The following is a 20,634-nucleotide window of genomic DNA, read 5'->3' on the forward strand; positions in this document are numbered from 1 at the left end:
ATCCGATGGAATGGGAGTCCACTGTGGCGACGAGCGTGGAGGACGCGATCGAGGCCCTGCGACGCATGGAACGGGAGCTGCCCGACTACTTCGAGCTCGAACCCGGTGCGACCGATGCCGAACTCACCGAGGCGGACCCGCTCCTGCCCGACGACGTCCGAGCCCTCCTGCGAGTCACGACCGGCGTCCGCGTGCGGGGCCGCGACGAGGTCGTCTTCGACCCGCGCCGCACCGCGATCGGCAGTGAGTGGATGTGGGGCCCGGGCGACAGCACCCGGGTGATCTGCAGTCTCGGCACCGGCGACCACTTCTTCGTGGACCGCGACCCCGGGACCGGCGCGTGGGGCGCGGTGTTCTCGCAGTCCGCGGACTACTTCGACGCCTGGGTTTACTGCGCGGGGTCGTTGCCGGAGTTCCTGGTCGACTGGGCCGAGCAGGCGCTGGCCCGCGCGGCCGCGGGCGACGAGGGGTTCGACGTCTGCTTCCCCTTCGAGGACGTGTGGAACCTGAAGGGCGCACTGGCGGGAACGCGGGTCGGCGACCTGCGCGGCACCGGCGACGCCGAACTCGCCGAGGCGCTCGAAGCGCTGCCCGACGACGCGGTCCTGGCCGACCTGCGCGGCCTGGAGCCGCCGGTGAAGATGGACATGAAGGGCGAAGGCGAGTTCCGCCGCTGCGGCGCCCAGCGGCTGTTCGCCGTCGCCACGCCCGAGTGAGCGTTCCTTCGGGCCCGGGCGCTCGATGAAGGCCGGTCCGGCCCCGCCGCGTGGGAAGACGGCGGGACCGGATCGGTGGTCGCCAGGGCGTGTTGAAGCAACCCCTAGTAGACGCTGGAGCCGATCCAGTCGTCGTAGCCGTAGCCCACCGGGTCCTCGTAGTGGCGGTCGGCGAGCGCGAATCCGCTTGCGGCGGTGCCGCACTCGGCCAGGACCAGCGGCGCCTCGATGCCGGTGCCGTCGAAGCCGAGGCACAGGTCCGAGTGGCCGACCGGGTGAATGCCGTTGCCGTCCACCAGGAACTGCTGGTTGAGGCCGCCGTGGCAGTCCCACAGGACCAGTGCGGTCCCGGGCCGCATCCGGCCGCCCTCGACGTCGAGGCAGCGGTCGTGGCTCAGCTCCACGTGCAGCGAGCGCTCCTGCGGGTCGTGCCAGAAGCCCTGGTTGCGGCCGCCGTGGCAGTCCCAGGCGATCAGCGCGGTGCCGTTGCGGGAGTCGTAGCCCTCGGCGTCGGCACAGAGACCGCTCGCGGTGTTCTCGAGGTCCTGGAACTCCAGGAGTCCTTCGTAGAGCACGGCACTGCCGGTGCTGGCCGGGTCCACGCAGGTCGACGCCTCCCACTCGGGGTGCTCGTAGAACTCGGTGATGCACTGCGCGAAGGCCCCGTGGCCGAGGAAGTTGGGGTGCAGCGACTGCCGGAAGGCATGCTCCGAGGGCAGGACCCCGACCTCGACGTACACGCCGCGGGCCCAGGGCTCCTCCTCGCAGACGCTGTGGCCGTCGAAGAGGCGCTGCGCGTCGAGGTAGCGCACGCCCTTGCCGAGCGCGGCGTCGCGGACGCCGCCCTCGAAGAGCGGCACGGCCTTGTTGCGGGCGAACGCGGCGTCGGCCAGGTAGAGGAGGCAGCCGCCCGAGTACCAGCCGGGGAAGTCGGGGTTGTCCTCGACGTCGGGGCCGCCGGGACTGGGGTAGGACATGACGACCATGTCGTAGTCCGAGCCCAAGTAGCCGGCGTCGGTCATGGTCTGCCGGACGGCGTCGATCGCGGTCTCGACGCCCTGCTGCGTCACCTCGACGCGGGCCTCCCAGTCCTCGGTGTGGTCGGGCCAGCAGGGGCCGAGGAACAGGATGCGGTTCGCGACGCACTCGGTGGCGGTGGGCCCGAACTCGATGCCGCCCTCGTCGTTGGCGCCCACGACGATCCACACGAGCTTGACGTGTGTGTTGCGGGCCTTGATCGCGAGGTCGTCGCCCTGGTTGAGCTCGTCCCACTGGTGCTCGCCGGAGCCTTCGACGAGGTGCTGCGAGGCGCCGCCGGAGCAGGAGACGTTGTACTGGACGTCGCTCTCGATGCCGGTGCGGAAGAGCGCCTGGTCGTACGAGCGGTCGCACCAGTTGCCGTCGCGGTGCGTGTTCGGGTCGTAGTTGCCGACGCCTTCGCCGGAGATCTCGCTGTCGCCCATGGAGACCAGGGAGGACTGCCGGTCCTCGAGCGGGAGGATGCCGGGGCTGCCGTACAGCTCGGTGGCCTCGGCGGCGCGGATCGATTCGAGGTGGTCGGGCAGGGGGACGATGTCGGGGCGCTGCTGCGCCTGGGCGGGCGCGGCGGCCGCGGACAGGGCGAGGGCGGTCAGCGCCGCGGCGGCCGATGCGGCCGTCCAGCGTTTCCAGGGGGTGGACATGGCGGTCTCCTGTTCGGAAACATCGGCGTCGATGAATGCGTAGCCAAGAGATTACCGTTACCCGCCGGTAATGTGAAGGTTGCGCGGGATGCCAGTTTCGGCCCGGCGCAGCGCGGAGGGCCGGGCATGCGCCCGGCCCTCCGCACTTCAGGTTCAGGACCCGTCGCCGCCCTTGCGGGGGCGTTCGAGGACCGCGGTGCCGTGGGGGCCGAGTTCGAGGGCCTCGCCCTCGATGTCGACCACCGCTCCGGTCGGGTTGCAGTTGAGCACGAACACGTGGTCGCTCGCGCCGTCGCTGCGGACCTGGGCGGTCACGCCCGCGGGCAGGTCGGCGTCGAGCGCGCGCTCGGCGCCGGAATCGGCGACCACCTTGCGGTAGAAGGCGTCCAGGAAGTCCGCGCCGGTGCGGGCGGCGATGAAGTAGGCCTTCCCGTCACCGCGGCGGTTGACGGTGAGCGCCGGGCGGCCCGCGTAGAAGTCCGCACCGTACGTGCCGAGCACTTCGGCGCCTTCGGCGTGGATCAGCTCGCACAGGTCGAACGCCTCGTACTCCTCGCCGTCCCAGGCGATCGCGTTGCGGTCGCCGGGGTAGAGCGCGTCGATCTCCTCGGCCCACACGCCGAGGACGGCGCGGAGCGGGCCGGGGAAGCCGCCGAGGAAGGTGCGGTCGTTCTCGTCCACGTAGCCGGAGGCGTAGGTGGCGACGAAGGTGCCGCCGCGCTCGACGAACGCGTTCACGGCCTCGGCGACGCCGGGCCGCAGCATGTGGAGCATCGGGGCGACCAGGACCTTGTACCGGTCGAGTTCGCCGTCCTTCGCCAGGAGCGAGCCGTCGAGGACGTCCACGGGCACGCCCTGCTCCCAGAACGCCTGGTAGTGGTCGATCACGGTGCGCGCGTAGGCGGTCTTGTCCTGGAGCAGGCCCTTCATGTCGTCCAGGGCCCAGCGGTTGTGCCAGTCGTAGACGAGGGCGACGTCCGCGGGGGTGGCGGTGCCCACGACCGCGTCGAGTCCGGCGAGGCGCTCGCCGACGTCGGCGACGTCCTTGAAGACGCGGGTGCGCTCGGTGCCCTCGTGGTCGACGATCGCGCCGTGGAACTTCTCGGAGCCGCCGCGGCCCTTGCGGAACTGGAAGTACTGCACGGTGTCCGCGCCGTGCGCGACGGCCTGGATCGACTGGAGCGCGTGGACGCCCGGCCGGTGGAGCTTGGCGACCGGCCGCCAGTTGGTGGCCGACGGGGAGGACTCCATGAGCATGAACGGCTTGCCCTTGAGGCTGCGGGTCAGGTCGTGGTGGAAGGAGGCCTCGACGCCGGTGCGCACGTCCCGCCCGGTGCCGCTCCACTGCGGGTAGGAGTCCCAGGAGACCACGTCGAGGACCTGGGCGAGGCGGTAGTAGTCGATGCCCGGGTAGGTGCCCATGAGGTTGGTCGTGCACGGGACGTCGGGCGTGATCGCCTTGAGCGGGGCGGCCTCGTGGAGGTAGAAGTCGACGAACTGCTCGGTGGTGAACCGCATCCAGTCCAGGCGCAGGCCGTGGATGTCCTGCTCGCCGGTGCCGTCGGGACTCGGGGACTCGATGTGGGACCAGTCGGTGTAGGTCTTGGCCCAGAAGGCCGTCCACCAGGCCTCGTTGAGGGCGTCGAGGGAGCCGTACCTGTCCTGGAGGAAGGACCGGAAGCGCTCCTGGCACAGGTCGCAGTGGCACTCGCCGCCGTACTCGTTGGAGAGGTGCCAGACGCCGAGGGCCGGGTGGTCCTTGTACCGCTCGGCGAGGGCGGTGTTGATCGCGGTGGTCTTCTCGCGGTAGACCGGGGAGGTGAGGCAGTGGTTGTGGCGGCCGCCGTGGCGGTTGCGGGCGCGGTCCGAGTTGACGCGCAGGACCTCGGGGTAGCGGTGGCTCATCCAGCCGGGGCGGGCGCCGGTGGGGGTGGCGAGGACGGCCGTGATGCCGTTGCCGGCCATGAGGTCGAGGACCTCGTCGAGCCATCCGAACTCGTAGCGGCCCTCCTCGGGCTCGAGCGCGGCCCAGGCGAAGATGCCGACCGACAGGGTGTTGACCCCGGCGAGCCGGGCGAGGCGCATGTCCTCCTTCCAGACGGTGTCCTTCCACGGGATCCACTGGTCGGGGTTGTAGTCCCCGCCGTGGAGGAGGTGGGGGACGCCCTTGACGATGGGGGCGTGGCGCCAGGTCTCTCGGGTCACGAGGCGTACTTCCTTAGGTCGGCTCCGCAGTGCTTGCGACGGCATTCATTTACCGGTAAATGATCCTAAGGCGGCGCGGCCGTTTGTCAAGCCCGAATCCATGTGGCGGGCGTCCCGGCCGGTCGGCCGGGACGCCGGGTCAGCCCTTGAGGCCGGTGTGGGCCAGGCCCTCGACGAACTGGCGCTGGGCCACGACGAAGACGATCAGGACCGGGAGCGCCGACAGGGTCGCCGCCGAGAGCTGGACGTCCCACATGGGGCCGCCGTAGGCGTCGGTGAACTGGGTGAGCGCCTGCGGGAGCGTGAACTTCTCGGGCGTGGACAGGAACACCACCGGCTCCAGGTACAGGTTCCAGGAGTGCAGGAACGAGAAGATCGCGACCGCGCCGAGGGCCGGGCGCGACAGCGGCAGCGCCATCCGCCAGTACAGGCCGAACCGGCCGAGGCCGTCCATGCGCCCGGCCTCCTCGATCTCGCCGGGCAGGGCGATGAAGAACTGCCGCATGATGAGCGTCGCCAGGACGCTGGGCGCGCCGAAGACCGGCACCAGGATGAGCGGCCAGTGCGTGTCGACCATGCCCAGGGCGTTGAACATCTGGAACAGCGGCACGATCGTGACCTCGCTCGGGATGAGCAGGCCGACCAGGACCACCAGGAACAGCAGGTTGTGGCCCGGGAACTTGATGCGCGCGAACGCGTACCCGGCCATGGAGGAGACCGCGAGCGTGCCGACGGTGACGATCGCGGCGATGTACATGCTGTTCCAGTACTGGGCGGCGAAGGGCGCGAACTCGAAGACGCGGCCGTAGGCCTCCAGGCTCGGCTCCGCGGGGAGGAGCGAGGGCGGGAACGCGAAGATCTCGCCCGCGGACTTGAGGCTGGAGGTGACCATCCACCAGGTGGGGAACACGAAGGGGACGGCCAGGACGCACAGCAGGCCGTAGAGGGCCAGCTTGGCGCGCCGCGAGCGCGCGGTCGTGAGCCGCGCCGCCTTGGTGTGCTCAGTCCTCATGGACGACCCACTTTCTGCGCATCTGCCACTGGATCACGGTGAGCACCAGGACGATCGCGAACAGCAGGACCGAGAGGGTCGCGCCGTAGCCGAAGTCGTGGAACTGGAAGGCGTTCTGGTACAGGTAGTAGACGAGCACCGTGGTCGAGGTGCCGGGCCCGCCGCTGGTGAGCACGTCGATCTGGGCGAACACCTGGAGCGAGCCGACGACGGTGATGATCGAGGTGAGCAGGATCGTGGGGCTGATCATCGGCATCGTGATGCGCCGGAACCGGGTCCAGGCGCCCGCGCCGTCGATGGTCGACGCCTCGTACAGCTCCTTGGGGACCCCTTGGAGGGCGGCGAGGAACAGGACCATGTTGAGGCCCACGTTCTTGAGGACCTGGACCACGATCACCGCGGCCATGGCGGTGGCCTCGCCGCGCAGCCAGTTCGGGCCCTCGGCGCCGATCGTCGACAGCAGGCCGTTGACGCCGCCGTCGTCCTGGAGCAGGAAGCGCCACACGATCGTCCAGGCCACGAGGGTGACCGCCACGGGCGAGAAGAAGATCGTGCGGAACACGATCGTGCCGCGCAGCCTCTGGTTGAGCAGGATCGCGAGGACCAGCGCGAGGCTCAGGTTGAGCACGACCAGGCCGGCCGAGAACGCGGCGGTCGCGCCGAGGACGCCGGGCAGGGCCGGGTCGGCGGCGAGGCGCTCGTAGTTCTCGGCGCCGGTCCACGTGAAGCCCCCGGCGAGGACGTTCCAGTCGTGGAGGCTGTACCAGAACATCAGGCCCAGCGGCAGCAGTACGAACAGGACCGTGCCGGCCAGCTGCGGGGCGGCGAACAGGTACCCGGCGAGCCGGTCGCGGCGCCGCGCGGTCCACCATCCGGGCCCGCCCGGCCGGGGCTGCTCCCGGCCGGGCGGGGTGTCGGCGACGGCCTTCGTCATTGCGCCAGCAGCGGGTCGATGGCGGTGCACAGCTCGGCGAGGACGCCCGCGACGTCCGCGTCGGCGGTCCAGAGCGGGTCGAGCGCGGCGCGCACGGCCTGGTCCAGCTGGGCCTGGCCGGTGTGGCTGGGCTTGACGACCCCCGCGTCGATCCGGTCGATGACGACGGCCTGGAGCTGCTCGGGGCTCAGCAGCGGGTTGGCCTGGCCGAGGACCTCGGCGGTCAGCTGCGACTCGCGCGGCGGCGGGAAGTACTGGGCGAGCTTCGCGGAGTTCTCCGGGTTCGTCATGTACGCGAGGAAGTCGGCGGCCTCCTCGGGGTGCGGGGCGACGGTGAGGACGCCGAGCCCGGCCTGGCCGATGACGGAGTAGTCGCCGGTGGGGCCGGCCGGGAGCGGCACGAGGTCCCATTCGAAGGCGGCGTCGGCGAGGAGCCCGGCGCGGGAGATCTGCGTGACCGTGAAGGCCGCCTCGCCCGCGAAGAAGTCCGCGGTCGTGCCGGGGCCGGGCATGGCCTCCTGCTCGAACACGGCGTCGTGCATGAACGTGAGCGCCTCGGTCATCTCGGGGTCGTCGAAGCCGCACTCGGCGCCGTCGGCGCTCCAGGCGTTCGCGCCCCAGCCGGTCCACAGGGTGGAGAGGTTGTCCCAGCCGGTGTAGTCGAAGTCGCGGATGACGAGGCCGTCGGTGCCGGTGGCGGCGTGGACGGCGGCGCCGGCCTCGACGGCCCGCTCCCAGGTCCACTCGCCGGAGGCGACGAGCTCGGCGGCGGTCGGCTGCCCGGCCTCGGCGAGGAGGTCCTCGTTCGCGAACACCGCGAACGGCGAGGTCGAGAACGGGTAGGCGTACAGCTCGTCGTCGTGCGTCCACAGCTCGGTGGCGGCCGGGATCAGGTCGTCGTACTCGTAGCCGTCGGCGCCCGAGAGGGTGTCGGTGAGCGGGACGAGGGCGCCGCTGGTGACGAAGTCGGGCGCCGAGTTCTCCAGGATCCAGGCCAGGTCGGGGGCGTTGTCGCCGGCGATCTGGGTGGTGAGGGTGCTGGTGTAGCCCTCGAACGGGAGCGGGTCGAACTCGATCGCCTCCACCTCGGGGTGGTCGGCGGTGTAGGCGTCGGCGATCTCGTTCAGCATGGCGAGGTGGTCCTCGCTGGCCGACCAGGTGGTCATGCGCAGCGTGACCGGGCCGTCGTCGTCGGCGCCGCCGCAGGCGGCGAGGGCGAGCGGTGCGGCCGCCGCGGCGGCTATCAGGAGTCTTGCGTGCTTCATCAGGGGTTTTCCTTTCGGTTGACGGCGTTGTCAATGGGCGGCATGGCTAGTAGGCCGCGATGTCGGGCCACCGCAGTTCGACGCCCTGCGCGGTGAGCCGGTCCTGGAAGTCGGCGAGGAGCGCCGGGTCGGCGGCGACGGCGCGCGGCGTGGTGCCGCGGTCGAGGCTGAAGGCCGCGAGGGCCCCGGCGGCCTCGCCGATGTTCCACTCGACCGGGTGCAGGCGGTAGCAGCCGTTGGTGATGTGGGTGGTGCCGAGGTTCTTCCCGGCGGGGAGGAGGTTGTCGACCCGGACCGGCAGCAGCGCGCCGAGCGGGATCTCGAACGGACTGGAGGCGACGTCGATGTAGTTGTCGCCGCCGGTCGAGGGGTGGAGGTCGATGCGGTACATGCCGACGCCGACGCTGTCGTGGTAGGACACGGCCCCTTTGTCGCCGCGGACGGCGGCGGACAGGTCCTGCTCGACGACGGTGTACTCGGCCTTGATGCGGCGCGACTCGCGGTGGTAGGGGGCCTGGGCGAGGCCGTCGGCCGAGCCGGTGACGTCGCCGCGCAGGCGCAGCCCGGGCCAGCCGGTGCCGCCGTCGGGGCGGGGCGCCTCGGTCTGGAGCCAGTACATGACGCTGCGGGACAGGCCGCGGGCCTTCTCCAGGTGCAGTGCGGCGTCGGGGTTGTCGACGACGGGGGCCAGGAAGTAGTCGATCATGGGCCAGTTGACGAGGGTGATGTCGCTGGCGTAGGCGCCCGGGGTGAAGTTGCGGCGGGCGGCGATGCGGCGGAACGTCCACAGGTTCATGTCGCCGCCGCCGAGGCGCTGGTCGCCGACGACCGCGAGCGGGTCGTCGTCGGGGTTGGGCTCGAAGGTCCGGTCGGAGGGCTCGAGGGTGCGCGGGTTGGGGGCGCGGAAACCGAGGAGGTTCCCGCCCCAGAAGTCGGTGCGGAAGGTGCGCCAGAAGTCGTAGTCGGCGGGCTTGTCGATCGTGTGGTCGCCCTCGACGTGGTCGATCGCGAAGCACACCGAGACGGCCTGCATGTTGTCGGGCTGGGCCTCGTCGGGGGCGCTCGGTTCGCCGGTGTCCCTCCCGGACTCGAAGCCGGTGGCGTACTCGGTGCCGGTGAGGGGTAGGAGTTCGCCGGTCTCGGTGGCGTCCAGGACGAACGGGGCGGAGGCGGTGACGCGGTCGCCGGTGTCGCGGTGCTCGAGGGTGACGGCCTCGACCCGGTCGCCGTCGACGGCGGCGGCGACGGGCCGGTAGGGCTGGAGGAGGCGCAGCAGCCCGGAGCCGAGGTGGGGCGCGAGCATGGACTCGAGGACGGCGACCGCCACGCGCGGCTCGTGGCACAGGCGGCTGACGTGCCCGCCGCCGGGGTTGAGGTCCCGTCTGGCGCGGGCGGCCTCGGTGAGCGGGTAGTGGCGCCGGTAGTACTCGCGGACGCCCTCGCGCAGCGCCCGGTAGGAGGCGGTGACGCCGAACTGCTCGACCCAGGAGGACTCGTCGGGCGGGACGGCCTGGCTGGTGAGCTGGCCGCCGATCCAGTCGTACTCCTCGGTGAGGACGACGCGCCGCCCGGCGCGGAGCGCGGCCAGCGCGGCGGCGACGCCGCCGAGCCCGCCGCCCACGACGAGGACGTCGGCTTGCAGTTCTGCTGCCTTCAAGAGTGGTTCCTTCCAACGGGGGGCGGCGCGAGCGTGGCGCCGTCGTGCAGTTCGCACGGGAGCAGCCGCTGCGCGTCGGTCTCGGCGCCCTCCAGGAGGGCGCCGAGCACGTCGAGGGCCTGGCGGCCCATGGCGCGGCGGGGGATGGTGAAGCCGGTGACGTCGAGGTCGATCGAGACCGGCCGGGTCGGGTCGCCGAGGGCGACGAGGGAGAGGTCGGCGGGGACGCCGAGCCCGCGGGCGCCGGCCCAGGCGGTGACGGCGGGGGCGTCGGCGGGCTCTTCGAGGAACAGCGCGGTCGCGCCGTCGGCGAGCGCAGCGTCGAGGGCCGCGGCGTCCGGGGCGGGGAGGTGCCGGGCCCGGACGCCCGCGGCCCCGGCGGCGTCGCGGAAGCCGCGGAGCCGGTCCACATGGGATTCGGGGCCCGCGCCGCTGCCGACGTAGGCGAGGCTCGCGTGGCCGAGGTCGGCGGCCCGGCGGACGAGGGCGGCCGTGGCGGCCGGGTAGTCGGCGCCGACGTAGGGCACCGGTCCCCCGGCGTCGTCGCGGCGGCCCACCGAGGTGAACGGGATGCCCTCGGCGACGAGCCGGGCGAGGTCGCCGCGGTCGATCTCCTGGCCGAGGAGCACGCAGCCGTCGGCGAGGCGGATGCGGCTGCCCTCGGCGAAGATGCGGCGCCGCCCGGCCTCGACGGGGGCGCTGGTGAGCAGCAGCAGGTCGCAGCCGAGTCGCTCGGCGCGCTCCTCGAGGCCGACGAGGAACGGGTGGTAGAAGTCGCGGGTGCCGGAGGGGAAGACGGGCTCGTAGGTGAACACGCCGATGATGCGGTTGTTCTGGTCGGCGAGGCGGCGGGCGACGGGGTCGGCGACGTAGCCCGTGGTGCGGATCGCGTCGAGGACCCGCTGCCGGGTCTCGGGGGCGATCCTGACGCCGGCGTCGAGGCGGTTGTTGAGCACCAGGGAGACGGTGGCCTGGCTGACGCCGGAGAGGCGCGCGATGTCGCGCTGCGTCACTCGGCGGCGGGGTCCGGTCACTGCGGGGGCCTTTCTCGAAGCGCTGATAATGCGTATCAGCAGAGGTGCGTGTGATCATGTTGCACGCCGTTTCCGGGGGCGTCAAGATGATAATTCGTATTATCATCTTGACGGCCGACCGCCCCCGCCCCGAGACTCGTCCTCCACAGGCCCGAGCGGTGCTCTGGCGCCGCCGCGCATCGGAGCGCGGCGGCCGCGCGGGCCGGACAGGAGTCCACCATGGATGCCAAACCCGCCTTCGGCCGCCGCGGCCTGCTGCTGGGGGCCGCCGCCCTCGGCGCGACCGCGGCGCTCGGCGCCGCCCCGGCCGCCGCGGCCGTGCCCGGCTTCCCGACCTTCACGCGCCTCGGCGCGGCCCTGGACAGGAGCGCCCTGAGCTACGCGCCCGCCAGGAGGGAGATCATCTTCCCCTCGATCCGGTACGTGGCCGGGAGGGTCCAGAACGCGCTCGGCAAGTGGTACATGTACTACGCGCCGCACGACGACCCGGGCGGGATCTGCCTGGCCTACGCCGACTCGCTCGCAGGGCCGTGGAAGGAGTACCCGGCCAACCCGATCATCTCGCGCGACCCCTACTCGGTGCCGCACGTCTCCAGCCCGCACGCGCACTGGAACGAGGCGGACCGGCGGATGTACCTGTACTTCCACGGGGACAACCGGACCACGCGCGTCGCGACCTCGGCCGACGGGCGCAGCTTCGGCTTCGGGAACCCGGTCCTGCACACCTCGATGCTGCCCTCGAACGTCTCGGAGGCCTCGTACGCGCGGGTGTTCCCGCACCCGGCCCAGTCGGGCGTCTACATCATGCTGTTCATGGGCAACCAGGCCGGGACAAGGAAGATCTTCATCGGCTGGTCGCACTCGCTCGCGTCGGGCTGGAAGTTCAAGCCGCAGCCGCTCATCTCCCCCGCCGCCGGCGAGGGCGGGCAGCTCTCGGGGGCGCACTACTGGTCGCGCAACGGCGGCGGGCACGTGGTCTACCACGCCGGCGACGGCCGCATCCGGGTCGCGCGGGTCGGGACGGGCTTCGACCGCGAGGAGCACCTCGGCGTCCTGTACACCGAGCCCCAGGCCACCCGCGCGGCCGCCCCGAGCTTCGCCGAGGAGGACGGGAGGCTGTACATGTTCTACGAGGCCGGGGCGCGCTCGAACACGAACATCGCGATCGCGCGGGCCTGAACGGCGGCGACCGCCGGGCTCGGGCCCGGCGGTCGCCTGTGGGGGGCGGTTCAGCGGATGAGCTCGTAGTCCTCGTCGAGGACCGCGCCGCGGTCGGGTTTGTAGAGGTCGAAGCCGCGGGAGTCGCATTGCAGGCCGCCGTTGATGCAGTGCTCGACCATGGCGGCCAGCGTCTCGGGCTCCCAGGCGTTGAAGAAGTCGTAGTGCCAGGACTCGCCGCCGCCGCTGGCGAGGCGGACTCCGGTCATGTCGCCCTCGACCGGCCAGTGGATCTTGAACTCGATCATCGGGACCGCCACCGGGTGCGTGGACGGGCACGAGCCGCCGACCGGGTAGGCCATGTGGCCCTTGTGGTCCGCCGAGTCGAGGTTCACCCCGTCCCAGCAGCTCGGGGCCTGGTAGCGGATGTTCAGCCACGACGTGCAGTGCGCGGGGATCGTGTAGTTGTGGAAGCTCTCCCCGCACTCGTAGCCCTCGACCTGGCCCGGCGCGTCCTCGAACTCCTGCGGGGTGGCCATCATGTCGCCCGCGACGAAGCGCAGGCCCGGCGGGAAGGGCTCCACGGCGGTGTAGTCCTCGATGCCGGACTTGTAGTAGACGACGAGGTGCCAGTCGGTGGTGATCGGCTCGTCGCCCCGGAAGAGCGTGGGGAACCAGTACGCGGACCGGTCGGCGGGGACGAGGCAGGTCGTCTCGCCCTGCTGGAGCGATTCGAGCGTGGTGTGGGCGTCGACGCCGGTGTTGCCGATGAAGGTGTGGTCGTGGGAGGCCCCCGGCTGCCCGGGGAAGACGATCGGGTCGTCGGGCGCGGTGTGGTCGACGGTGCAGTTGGCCTGGAACTCGTGGTGGGTCACCAGGTCGTCGGCCGTGGCGTTCGGCGCCACGGCCAGGGCCGTGACGGCCGCCGCGAGCGCCGCCCCGGCGATCGCGGCGAGTCGCAGTCGCATCTCGTGCTCCTTTCGTTGCGGCGGGCCGCTCGCGCGGCCCGCCGGTGCGGTTCATCAGGTGTAGACGCCGAACTCGTAGAGCGAGACGCCCCACTCGGTGGCGCGCTCGTCGCACAGGACCCGCACGTAGCGGCCCGAGGCGGCGAGCTGGAGGGTGTCCGCGCCGCCGTTCCCGGCGGTCTCGGTGCGGACGGTGGTCCAGTCGGTCCCGTCGTCGGAGACCTGGATCCGGTAGGCGGCGGCGTAGGCGGTCTCCCAGACCAGCTGCACGGCGTCGAAGTCGCGCCGCTCGCCGAGGTCGACCTGGAGCCACTGGTCCTCGGCCCACTCGCTGGCCCAGCGGGTGGCGAGGTCGCCGTCGACGGCCGCCGCGGGGGCGTGGCCGCCCCACTCCTGGAAGGTGGAGGCCTCGGCGGGCCTGCCGAGGGCGAGGTTCTCGCCCTCGACGTCGGGGAGGGTGACCTCGAAGGAGCGGCTCTCGACGCCGACGTTGCCGTGGCCGTCCTCGACCCAGACGTAGAGCTTCCACACGCCGAGGATCTCGGGCGCCCGGATGGTGACGGTGCCGTCGCCGTTCACGGTGTAGTCGGCCAGGAGCATGTCCCAGGAGCCGTTGATGTAGGCGCTGTTGACCATCGGGATGTACTCGAGGGCGTCCCCGTCGGGGTCGGCGACGTCGAGGTCGACGGTGAACGCCTCGCCGCCGACGACGGGGCCGTCGAGGCCGAGGTCCATGCCGGTGATGACGGGCGGGGTGTTGGCCTGCGCGGTGCCGCCGTAGGCCTCGGCGACGGCGTAGTAGGAGAGGCGGTGGTTGCCGCCGGGGACGAGGTTGAACCAGACGCCGCCGAAGTCGCCTTCGGTGCCGAAGTGGAACATGGTGGCGCCGAGGGCGACGCCCTCGTGGCCGGTGATGCACTCCCACGCCTCGGTGTAGGCCGCGGCCTTGTCCACGTCGGAGGGCTCTGCAGGGACGCCGTTGGCGTCGTCGGGGACCTCCCACTCGCCGGCCGGGCCGGTCTCGGTGATGACGTACGGCCGGTCGTAGCCGCCTTCGGCCCAGTCCTGCTGCACGCCGCAGACGTCGCCGTAGGCGTTGACGGCGAGCAGGTCCAGGTCGGGGGCGTTGGCCTCGTAGTACGGCCAGGCGCCGGTCCAGGCGTCGGTGGAGGTCACCGGGTGGTCGGCGTCGATGCCGTGGATGGCGACGGCGACGTCGTTGACGAACGCGGTGTAGGCGTTGCGCTGCGCTTCGAGGGCGTCGCCGCCGTAGCAGTTCTGGAGGCCGAGCACGGATTCGTTGCCGACGTTCCACATCAGGACCGCCGGGTGGTCGCGGTAGGTCTCGACCCAGCCGGTGATGTCGCCGAGCGTCTGGGACTTGTAGGCGGTGTCGGCGGTGTAGTCGATGCAGCCGCCGGAGCCGGGGCCGCCGCCCGGCAGGAGCCAGAAGCCGAGCATGACCTTGACGCCGTGGGCGGCGGCGGCGTCGAGCAGCGGCAGGGAGGAGGCGTCGGTGCCCCAGGTGCGCAGGGTGTTCACGCCCATCGCGGCGAGTTCGGGCATGTAGGTCCCGGCCTCGGCGGTGGAGGGGCCCCAGGTGAGGCCCTTGACCGTGAAGGGCTCGCCGTCGACGGTGAGCCGCCAGTCGCCTTGGCTGCCGACGACTTCCACGGCGGCGGGGCCGTCGGGGACTTCGTTGCCGCCGCCTTGGGCGCAGCCGTGGACGGCGAAGGTCCACAGCGAGTAGCCGTAGCCGCCGGCGCGTTCGAGGCCCTGCATCCGGACGTAGCGGCCGGTGGCGTCGAGCGCGATCGTCTCGGTGCCGCCCTGCCCGGCGTCCTCGGTGTGGGCGGTGGTCCAGTTCGACCCGTCGCTGGAGACCTGGATCTCGTAGGCGGCGGCGTAGGCGGCCTCCCAGACCAGTTCGACCCGGGTGAGGTCGAAGACGGCGCCGAGGTCGACCTGGATCCACTCGTCGTCGGTGAACTGCGAGGACCAGCGGGTGCCCGGGTCGCCGTCGAAGGCGGCCGAGGCGGGCGTGTAGTCGGGGTTCTCCTCGGACGAGGCCGAGGCGGGGCGCTGCTGGGAGAGGAGGGCCTCCTCCTCCTGGGCCTGCGCGGGGCTGAGGGCCACCGCCCAGGCGGCCGCGGCGCAGAACAGGGCGGTGAGCATCGCGATGGTCCTGCGGGACAGGGTTCGTCGCATCGTCGCTCCTTTCGGGAGGGGCGGGGTCACGGGAAGGCGACCACGTAGCTGGTGAAGGCGGACGCGTCGACCTGGGTGCCGGTCTCGTTGACGGTGCGGCGGATCGTGCCGACGCCGCCGAGGGAGACGCTGACCAGGCTGGTGAGCCGGATGCCGTCGTGCTCGGGGACCTCGAAGACGCGGTCGCAGACGACATCGGGATCGACGTTGAAGAAGCAGTAGCCGCCACCGCCCCACAGGGCGTGCTCGGCGACGGAGTCGTCTACTTTGTACGAGGCCCAGCCGAGCGCGCCGTCGCGCCAGGTCGCCTGGTCCGGCGGGTCGTAGGGCAGCTCGTTCTGGAAGAAGTAGGTGCGGCCGCGCTCGCCCGTCCAGACCACCTGGTACTCCTGGTAGTGCTCGGCGAAGAGGCCGTACGCGGTGACGTCGTCGCCGTGGACGGCCATGCCGGTGGCGGCGGGGTTGACGTCCCAGCCGATCCCTTCGCCGTGGTCGCCGCGCCACAGCCACAGGTGGTCGGCGATCACGTTGCGGCTGTTGATCTCCAGGCTCACCTTGGCCGCGCCGGGGTGGGCGCCGCCGATGCGGGCGAACAGGTCGTGCAGCGAGACCGGGTCGGCGGCGTGGTCGGCCGAGGAGCCGGGCGGGCCGATCTGCACGAGCACGTCGGACTCGGCGTCGCCGGCGTCGACGAGGAGCCCGGCGAGGACCACGCCGTCCACGTCGGCCACCGCGATCGCGGTCTGGCCCGCGGTGGGGATGAGGGTGGCGAGGCCGAGCCCGAGGACCACGGTGCCGGGGGCCGAGACCTGGAGGGTCTGGTCGAACTCGTGCACGCCGGGGGTGAAGAGCAGGTGGCGGCCCTCGGCCAGGGCCCGGTTCACGGTGGCGACGTCCTCGCCGGGGTTGACGACGTAGAACTCCGCGAGGGAGATCGACGTGCCCTCGGGGGCGCCGCCCTCCCAGCTGGTGCCCGAGGCGTCCCGGCGGACCGCGGGCTTGAAGACCCGGAACTCGCCGTCCGCGGCGGTGTAGAGGAACGGCTTCTCGCGGATCACCGGCGCGGCGCCGACGACGGTGTGCGAGGGGTCCGGGAAGTGGTGGGCGGGGGCGCCGCCGACGCCCACGAACACCATGTTCCACACCGAGCCCGACCATCCCCCTTGGAGGTTCGAGTTGCGGGTGAAGAACTGCTGCTGCGAGCCGGAGACGACCCGGCCGGAGATGCGGCAGTCGGCGAAGTAGCCGCCGGAGGCCCAGCCCTCGTAGCCGTCCCACAGCTGCATCTCGAGGGTCCGGAGGTCGACGCGGCGGAACGGGGCGGCCTGGGAGACGGCCCAGCGCGCGATCTGGCCCTCGGGGTTCTGGATCGCGAGGTTCTCGACCGAGCGCCAGAAGTTCTGGGTGGCGTTGCCGAGGTAGTCGGGGCGGTCGTCGCCCTGGGGGAGCCAGTCGGCCTCGACGCGGACGTGGCCGTTGATCACGGTGTCGCCGGGCAGGAGGCCGAGCCCGGCGACCTGTGTGTAGAACCGCAGGTCGATGTCGGCGTCGTAGGTGCCGGGGCGGAACAGGACGGCGTGGCGCTCGCGCCCGAACTGGTTGGTGCGCATCTGGTCGGTGACGGCGTCGACCGCGGCCTGGATCTCGGCGGCCGGGGTCGACTCGTCGAAGAGGAGCGTGCCCGGCCCGAGGTCGGGGGCGTAGGCGTCGGTGGGCGGGAGGAGGTCGGGCGCTTCGCCGCAGTCGGACGCGGGCTGGGCCTGGGCGCGGGCGATCGAGCCGCCGACGCCGATGCCCGCGGCGACGGCGGCCGCGGCGGCGCCGCCGATGGCCGCGCGGCGCCGGACGCCGCGGCCGGTGGGTGGGTGTTGTTCCTGCATAGGGGCCTCCAGGGAGGTTCGAGAGGGAGAGGAACGGGTGGAAACTTGGGAGAGCGCTCTCCCATGACGCCATGCTAGGCCGGTCGTTTCGAGATTGTCAAGTTCTTCGATGTCCGAGAAATCGGTACGTTCACTGATGGGCACATTAATTGTTGTGCTGCAACGATTTCGGTGGCACATTTCGTCGGCTGGGACGGCGCCATAGCACTCGCCGGGGACTTCGCAGGACCGGCCGCGCCGCGGCGGCGATCACCGAGGACGCGCCTCTTCGGCGCGTTGAGCGGCCGTTTCAGGCGTATTTGCCGCTTCTCGCTGGGAGAGCGATTTCCAAGAGTGTGCTATAACTTGGCGATGAGCGCTGATCCCTCGCCGACCCTTGAGGACGTGGCCCGCGTCGCGGGCGTCTCCCGGGCGACGGTCTCGCGGGTCATCAACGAGACGCGCAACGTCGACCCCGCCATCCAGGAGGTGGTGCGCCGCGCCGTGGCGGCCACCGGCTACGTGCCGAACCGGGCCGCGCGGTCGCTGGTCACGCGCCGCAGCGAGGCGGTGGGCGTGGTGGTCGCGGGCACCGACCTGAGCGACAGCCTGAACGCGGGCCAGTTCCTCACCGACCCGTTCTTCGGCCGCCTCCTCACCGGCATCATCGGGGCGCTGAAGCCGCGCGGGATCTTCCCGGCGCTGATGCTCGCCGAGAACGAGGCCGACGACGCCGCGATCACCGCGTACTTCAAGCAGGGCAACGCGGACGGGGCGCTGCTGGTCTCGACGTTCCCCGATGAGCGGCTGCCCGAGCTGCTCGACGGAGTGGGGCGGCCGGTGGTGCGCTTCGCGCGGCCCGCGCGCGCGGTCCCGGTGAGCTATGTGGACCTCGCGCACCGGGAGGGCGGCCGGATGGCCGCCGAGCACCTGGCGTCGAGCGGCAGGCGGCGGCCGGTGGCGATCACCGGCCCGCAGCGGATCCCGGCCGCGCAGGAGCGCCAGGCCGGGTACGAGGAGGGCTGGGCCCGGCACGGCTGCGCGTTCGTGCCCTCAGTGGAGGGCGGCTTCACCTACGACAGCGGCGAACTCGCCATGAAGGAGCTGCTCGACCGGGTGCCCGACCTCGACGCGGTGTTCGCCGCGAGCGACCTGATGGCCCAGGGCGCCATCCACGTGCTGCACGACCGGGGGCGGCGCGTCCCCGAGGAGGTGGCGGTCGTGGGCTTCGACGACAGCGCCCCCGCGCGGCTCAGCCGGCCGGGCATCACCACGATCCGCCAGCCCCTCGAGGAGATGGCCGCGGCGATGGTGCGGCTGCTGCTCGACCGCATCGAGCAGCCGTCGCCGGACCCGGTCTCGGTCATCTTCGACCCGGTCCTGGTCGTGCGCGAGTCCGCCTGAGCCGTCGGGCGGCGCCGGTCGGCAAACCACTTGCGCCGTCGCGCCGCGGTGCCGAGACTCGACGCATGACGACCGCCTACGATCCCGCCTCGCTCGACGGGGAGACCCTGGACTCGCTGCTGTACGACCGGCTCAACCCCTGGGGCCCCTGCGACGACTTCTACCTCGGCCTGGTCATGGAGGCCGGGCGGGTGCTCGACGTCGGCTGCGGCACCGGTGCGATCCTGCGCCGAGCCCGCGCCGAAGGCCATGCCGGCCGCCTGGCCGGACTCGATCCGGACCCGTCCATGCTGGACCAGGCACGGAGCAGCGACGCCGCCGAATGGCTGCTCGCCCCGGCCGCCGGGGCGCCCTGGCACGGCGAGTTCGACCTGGCGTTCATGAGCGGCAATGCCTTCCAGTGCCTGCTCGACGACGCCGACACGCGCGCGTCGCTGGCGGCGGTCCGCCGCTCGCTCGCCGACGGCGGTCGCTTCGCCTTCGACACCCGCAACCCGGCCGTGCGCGAGTGGCGCGACTGGAACCCCGAGCACCCCTACGAGGTGGTCGACCCGCTCGGGGCGCGGCTACGCCTCCACCACGAGACGAACGGGCCCGACAGCGAGGGGGTCCTCGCCGTCAGGACGATCTTCCAGGGCCCTCATTGGGACCGGCCGCTGGTCGCTTCGGGATCGCTCCGATTCGTGCCGCCGGAGGCGCTGGACGCACAGCTGGCGGCCGCGGGCTTTGCGGTCGAGGAGCGATTCGGCGGCTGGGATCGGCGCGCCTTCGACCCCGAGCGGTCGCCGTCGGCCGTCACCGTCGCCCGAGCGGCTTAGAACTGGACACGAGTTTGCCGTTCTCCGGAAGGTCGTCGAGGCGCACGGCCCGGGCGTAGGATGCTCGGCCATGACCGAGACGTCTGAAAACCTCAGTGCCACAAGGAAAGCCTACGATCGGGTCGCCGTCGAGTACACCGAGATCGTGCGCGATGAGTTCGACGGGCTGCCCCTCGATCGCGCGGTGTTGGCCGCGTTCGCCGAATGCATTCAGACCGGTGATCCGGGGCTCGTGGTCGATTTGGGATGCGGCCCCGGTCGCGTGACCGCGCTTCTCGGAGATCTGGGCTTGGAGGTCTTCGGCGTCGACCTGTCGCCGGTGATGATCGAGATCGCCCGGGAGGCGTACCCCGGTCTGCGGTTCGAGGTGGGTTCCATGGATGCGTTGGACCTGCCCGATGGCGCGGTGCGCGGCGTCGTGTCCTGGTATTCGGTGATTCATGCCCCGCCGCGGGCGGTGGCGTCCTACTTTGCCGAGTTCCGCCGGGTGACGGCACTGGAAGGCCACCTGCTGGTCGCGTTCTTCGAGTCCGAAGGCGATCCGGTTGCGAAGTACGACACCAGGGTGGTGCCGGCCTATCGGTGGCCGATCGACGAACTCGCCGAGCTTGCGCGTGGGAACGGCTTCATCGAGATCGGCCGAATGCTGCGCGAGCCCAGGGCCGGGGAGCGTTACCGCCGTGGACACCTGCTGATGCGCCGACAAGCTTGACGTCGGCAGGCCGCCTGTGGCCGCGTTTTCTTATGGAGCTCATGACATGGGAGTGCTCATGTGTCCTTCCGGCGGTGCTCCTCAACCTTCTCCGGCAGATGGAGGCGGCGAGCGTGGTGGTACCCCGATGCATGAACGGACGGCATTCCCACCGGGTGGCGAGCCTTTGCACTGGTGAAGGTGGACGATGATCTGTTCGATCACCCCGGAGACGCGCCGCTGAGGCCGGATGGGCGTTCGATCGATGTCCAGGCATGCAGCGATGAGCAGCCGATCCCGGCGACGTCGCCGGGGCCGGGCGGGTTCGTGGTCGGGGTTCGGACTCGCAGCGATGGGGCGAGGGAGGAGGCGTTGCCGGGTGTGTCACCGAGGCCGGGCCGGTCCTCGAACGGTGTTCGAGCAGTCGGCGACGACAAGGCGGCAGAGCGGGTTTGGGTGCATTGCCGAGGCCGGGTCGGTGCGCGGATGGGGTTCGGGCGGCAGCGACGGTGTAGCGGAGGGGCCGGTTCTGGTGGTGTTGCCGGGGCCGGGGTGGTTCGTGGTCGGGGTTCGGGCGGGCGGCGACGGAGGCGTGGAGGCCGGGGTCGGGGTGGGTTGCCGGGGTCGGGTCGGTGCTCGGGTGGGGTGCAGGCGGCGGCGACGGTGTGGCGGAGGGGTCGGTCCTGCGGTGGTCGCCGGGGCCGGGGTGGTGTGGGTCGCGGCGGGAACGAACGACGGCGCTCCGGTGGTGGTGTCGGTGAGCACCGGTGCGGTGGCGGCTCGGCCGGTCCTCGCTGCGGCGGCTCGGCCGGTCGTGGGTGGTGCGGCGGAGTTGCTGCCGGTCATCGCTGCGGCGGCGGTGGCGGGGTCGGTGGTTGCCGGTGTGGTGGTGGCGGAGCTCGCGGCGGGTGCGGTGGCTCGGCCGGTCGTCGCTGCGGTGGCGGTGGTGTCGGTGGCTGCTGGGTTCGTCGCTGCGGCCTGTCGCCGGGCGATGGGTGCCGCGGGAGTCGTGGCGCAAGGCAT

At 71.8% G+C, this 20,634-nt stretch carries 15 protein-coding genes and 1 pseudogene; 6 read left to right on the forward strand and 10 right to left on the reverse strand.

The window, feature by feature from the left end:
• Positions 1 to 5: 5 nt before the first annotated feature.
• On the forward strand, positions 6 to 716 hold the full coding sequence (locus tag LO763_RS17790; protein ID WP_230786785.1) for a hypothetical protein: 711 nt from the start codon (positions 6 to 8) through the stop codon (positions 714 to 716).
• Positions 717 to 820: 104 nt separating this feature from the next.
• On the opposite strand, the gene LO763_RS17795 is transcribed toward LO763_RS17790, so the two are convergent.
• The 7 genes from LO763_RS17795 to LO763_RS17825 form a co-directional block, all read right to left on the reverse strand.
• Positions 821 to 2,398 carry a ricin-type beta-trefoil lectin domain protein gene (locus tag LO763_RS17795; RefSeq protein ID WP_230786787.1) on the reverse strand — a complete coding sequence of 526 codons (1,578 nt, stop codon included), beginning with the start codon at positions 2,396 to 2,398 and terminating at the stop codon, positions 821 to 823.
• 153 nt (positions 2,399 to 2,551) lie between these two features.
• Positions 2,552 to 4,603, reverse strand: coding sequence for a beta-galactosidase (locus tag LO763_RS17800; protein ID WP_230786789.1), 2,052 nt, complete (start codon positions 4,601 to 4,603; stop codon positions 2,552 to 2,554).
• A gap of 139 nt (positions 4,604 to 4,742) precedes the next feature.
• Entirely contained in the window at positions 4,743 to 5,615 is an 873-nt protein-coding gene (locus LO763_RS17805) for a carbohydrate ABC transporter permease (protein ID WP_230786791.1), read from the reverse strand.
• Positions 5,605 to 6,549 carry a carbohydrate ABC transporter permease gene (locus LO763_RS17810; RefSeq protein ID WP_230786793.1) on the reverse strand — a complete coding sequence of 315 codons (945 nt, stop codon included), beginning with the start codon at positions 6,547 to 6,549 and terminating at the stop codon, positions 5,605 to 5,607. Before LO763_RS17810 ends, LO763_RS17805 begins: the two co-directional genes overlap by 11 nt.
• On the reverse strand, positions 6,546 to 7,814 hold the full coding sequence (locus LO763_RS17815) for an ABC transporter substrate-binding protein (RefSeq protein WP_230786794.1): 1,269 nt from the start codon (positions 7,812 to 7,814) through the stop codon (positions 6,546 to 6,548). The genes LO763_RS17810 and LO763_RS17815 overlap by 4 nt, the downstream gene beginning before the upstream one ends.
• A gap of 46 nt (positions 7,815 to 7,860) precedes the next feature.
• Positions 7,861 to 9,456, reverse strand: a complete 1,596-nt coding sequence (locus tag LO763_RS17820) for an FAD-dependent oxidoreductase (protein ID WP_369432023.1) — start codon at positions 9,454 to 9,456, stop codon at positions 7,861 to 7,863.
• Positions 9,457 to 9,467: 11 nt separating this feature from the next.
• Positions 9,468 to 10,505, reverse strand: a complete 1,038-nt coding sequence (locus LO763_RS17825; protein ID WP_230786798.1) for a LacI family DNA-binding transcriptional regulator — start codon at positions 10,503 to 10,505, stop codon at positions 9,468 to 9,470.
• A 219-nt stretch (positions 10,506 to 10,724) separates the two neighbouring features.
• Here LO763_RS17825 and LO763_RS17830 point away from each other — a divergent pair, with 219 nt between their 5' ends.
• The gene (locus LO763_RS17830) at positions 10,725 to 11,684 is read left to right on the forward strand and encodes a glycoside hydrolase family protein (RefSeq protein ID WP_230786800.1); all 960 of its coding nucleotides are present in this window, start codon (positions 10,725 to 10,727) and stop codon (positions 11,682 to 11,684) included.
• A 50-nt stretch (positions 11,685 to 11,734) separates the two neighbouring features.
• On the opposite strand, the gene LO763_RS17835 is transcribed toward LO763_RS17830, so the two are convergent.
• The 3 genes from LO763_RS17835 to LO763_RS17845 are packed head-to-tail and all read right to left on the reverse strand — an operon-like array spanning position 11,735 to position 16,719.
• The gene (locus tag LO763_RS17835) at positions 11,735 to 12,631 is read right to left on the reverse strand and encodes a DUF1996 domain-containing protein (RefSeq protein WP_230786802.1); all 897 of its coding nucleotides are present in this window, start codon (positions 12,629 to 12,631) and stop codon (positions 11,735 to 11,737) included.
• A 54-nt stretch (positions 12,632 to 12,685) separates the two neighbouring features.
• A complete protein-coding gene (locus tag LO763_RS17840) occupies positions 12,686 to 14,839 on the reverse strand; it encodes a discoidin domain-containing protein (RefSeq protein WP_230786803.1) in 2,154 nt (717 codons plus the stop codon).
• A gap of 26 nt (positions 14,840 to 14,865) precedes the next feature.
• The gene (locus tag LO763_RS17845) at positions 14,866 to 16,719 is read right to left on the reverse strand and encodes a pectate lyase-like domain-containing protein (RefSeq protein WP_230786805.1); all 1,854 of its coding nucleotides are present in this window, start codon (positions 16,717 to 16,719) and stop codon (positions 14,866 to 14,868) included.
• A 351-nt stretch (positions 16,720 to 17,070) separates the two neighbouring features.
• Between LO763_RS17845 and LO763_RS17850 the strand changes: the two genes are divergently transcribed.
• From LO763_RS17850 to LO763_RS17865, 4 genes and pseudogenes are all read left to right on the forward strand, one after another.
• A complete protein-coding gene (locus LO763_RS17850; protein WP_230786807.1) occupies positions 17,071 to 18,102 on the forward strand; it encodes a LacI family DNA-binding transcriptional regulator in 1,032 nt (343 codons plus the stop codon).
• Positions 18,103 to 18,167: 65 nt separating this feature from the next.
• Positions 18,168 to 18,920, forward strand: coding sequence for a class I SAM-dependent methyltransferase (locus tag LO763_RS17855; protein WP_230786809.1), 753 nt, complete (start codon positions 18,168 to 18,170; stop codon positions 18,918 to 18,920).
• A gap of 70 nt (positions 18,921 to 18,990) precedes the next feature.
• Positions 18,991 to 19,632, forward strand: coding sequence for a class I SAM-dependent methyltransferase (locus LO763_RS17860; protein ID WP_230786811.1), 642 nt, complete (start codon positions 18,991 to 18,993; stop codon positions 19,630 to 19,632).
• Between the two features lie 667 nt (positions 19,633 to 20,299).
• Positions 20,300 to 20,634, forward strand: a pseudogene (locus LO763_RS17865) (hypothetical protein); the annotation flags it as partial.

Source organism: Glycomyces amatae (genome assembly GCF_020991375.1).
Classification (GTDB): Bacteria; Actinomycetota; Actinomycetes; order Mycobacteriales; family Micromonosporaceae; genus Glycomyces; species Glycomyces amatae.

Excerpts from the sequence above, each read along its gene's own strand:
- LO763_RS17855 (WP_230786809.1), top strand. The coding sequence starts at position 18,168 with ATGACGACCGCCTACGATCCCGCCTCGCTCGACGGGGAGACCCTGGAC.
- LO763_RS17790 (WP_230786785.1), top strand. The coding sequence starts at position 6 with ATGGAATGGGAGTCCACTGTGGCGACGAGCGTGGAGGACGCGATCGAG.
- LO763_RS17840 (WP_230786803.1), bottom strand. The coding sequence starts at position 14,839 with ATGCGACGAACCCTGTCCCGCAGGACCATCGCGATGCTCACCGCCCTG.
- LO763_RS17860 (WP_230786811.1), top strand. The coding sequence starts at position 18,991 with ATGACCGAGACGTCTGAAAACCTCAGTGCCACAAGGAAAGCCTACGAT.
- LO763_RS17805 (WP_230786791.1), bottom strand. The coding sequence starts at position 5,615 with ATGAGGACTGAGCACACCAAGGCGGCGCGGCTCACGACCGCGCGCTCG.
- LO763_RS17815 (WP_230786794.1), bottom strand. The coding sequence starts at position 7,814 with ATGAAGCACGCAAGACTCCTGATAGCCGCCGCGGCGGCCGCACCGCTC.
- LO763_RS17795 (WP_230786787.1), bottom strand. The coding sequence starts at position 2,398 with ATGTCCACCCCCTGGAAACGCTGGACGGCCGCATCGGCCGCCGCGGCG.
- LO763_RS17835 (WP_230786802.1), bottom strand. The coding sequence starts at position 12,631 with ATGCGACTGCGACTCGCCGCGATCGCCGGGGCGGCGCTCGCGGCGGCC.
- LO763_RS17830 (WP_230786800.1), top strand. The coding sequence starts at position 10,725 with ATGGATGCCAAACCCGCCTTCGGCCGCCGCGGCCTGCTGCTGGGGGCC.
- LO763_RS17845 (WP_230786805.1), bottom strand. The coding sequence starts at position 16,719 with ATGCAGGAACAACACCCACCCACCGGCCGCGGCGTCCGGCGCCGCGCG.
- LO763_RS17810 (WP_230786793.1), bottom strand. The coding sequence starts at position 6,549 with ATGACGAAGGCCGTCGCCGACACCCCGCCCGGCCGGGAGCAGCCCCGG.
- LO763_RS17850 (WP_230786807.1), top strand. The coding sequence starts at position 17,071 with ATGAGCGCTGATCCCTCGCCGACCCTTGAGGACGTGGCCCGCGTCGCG.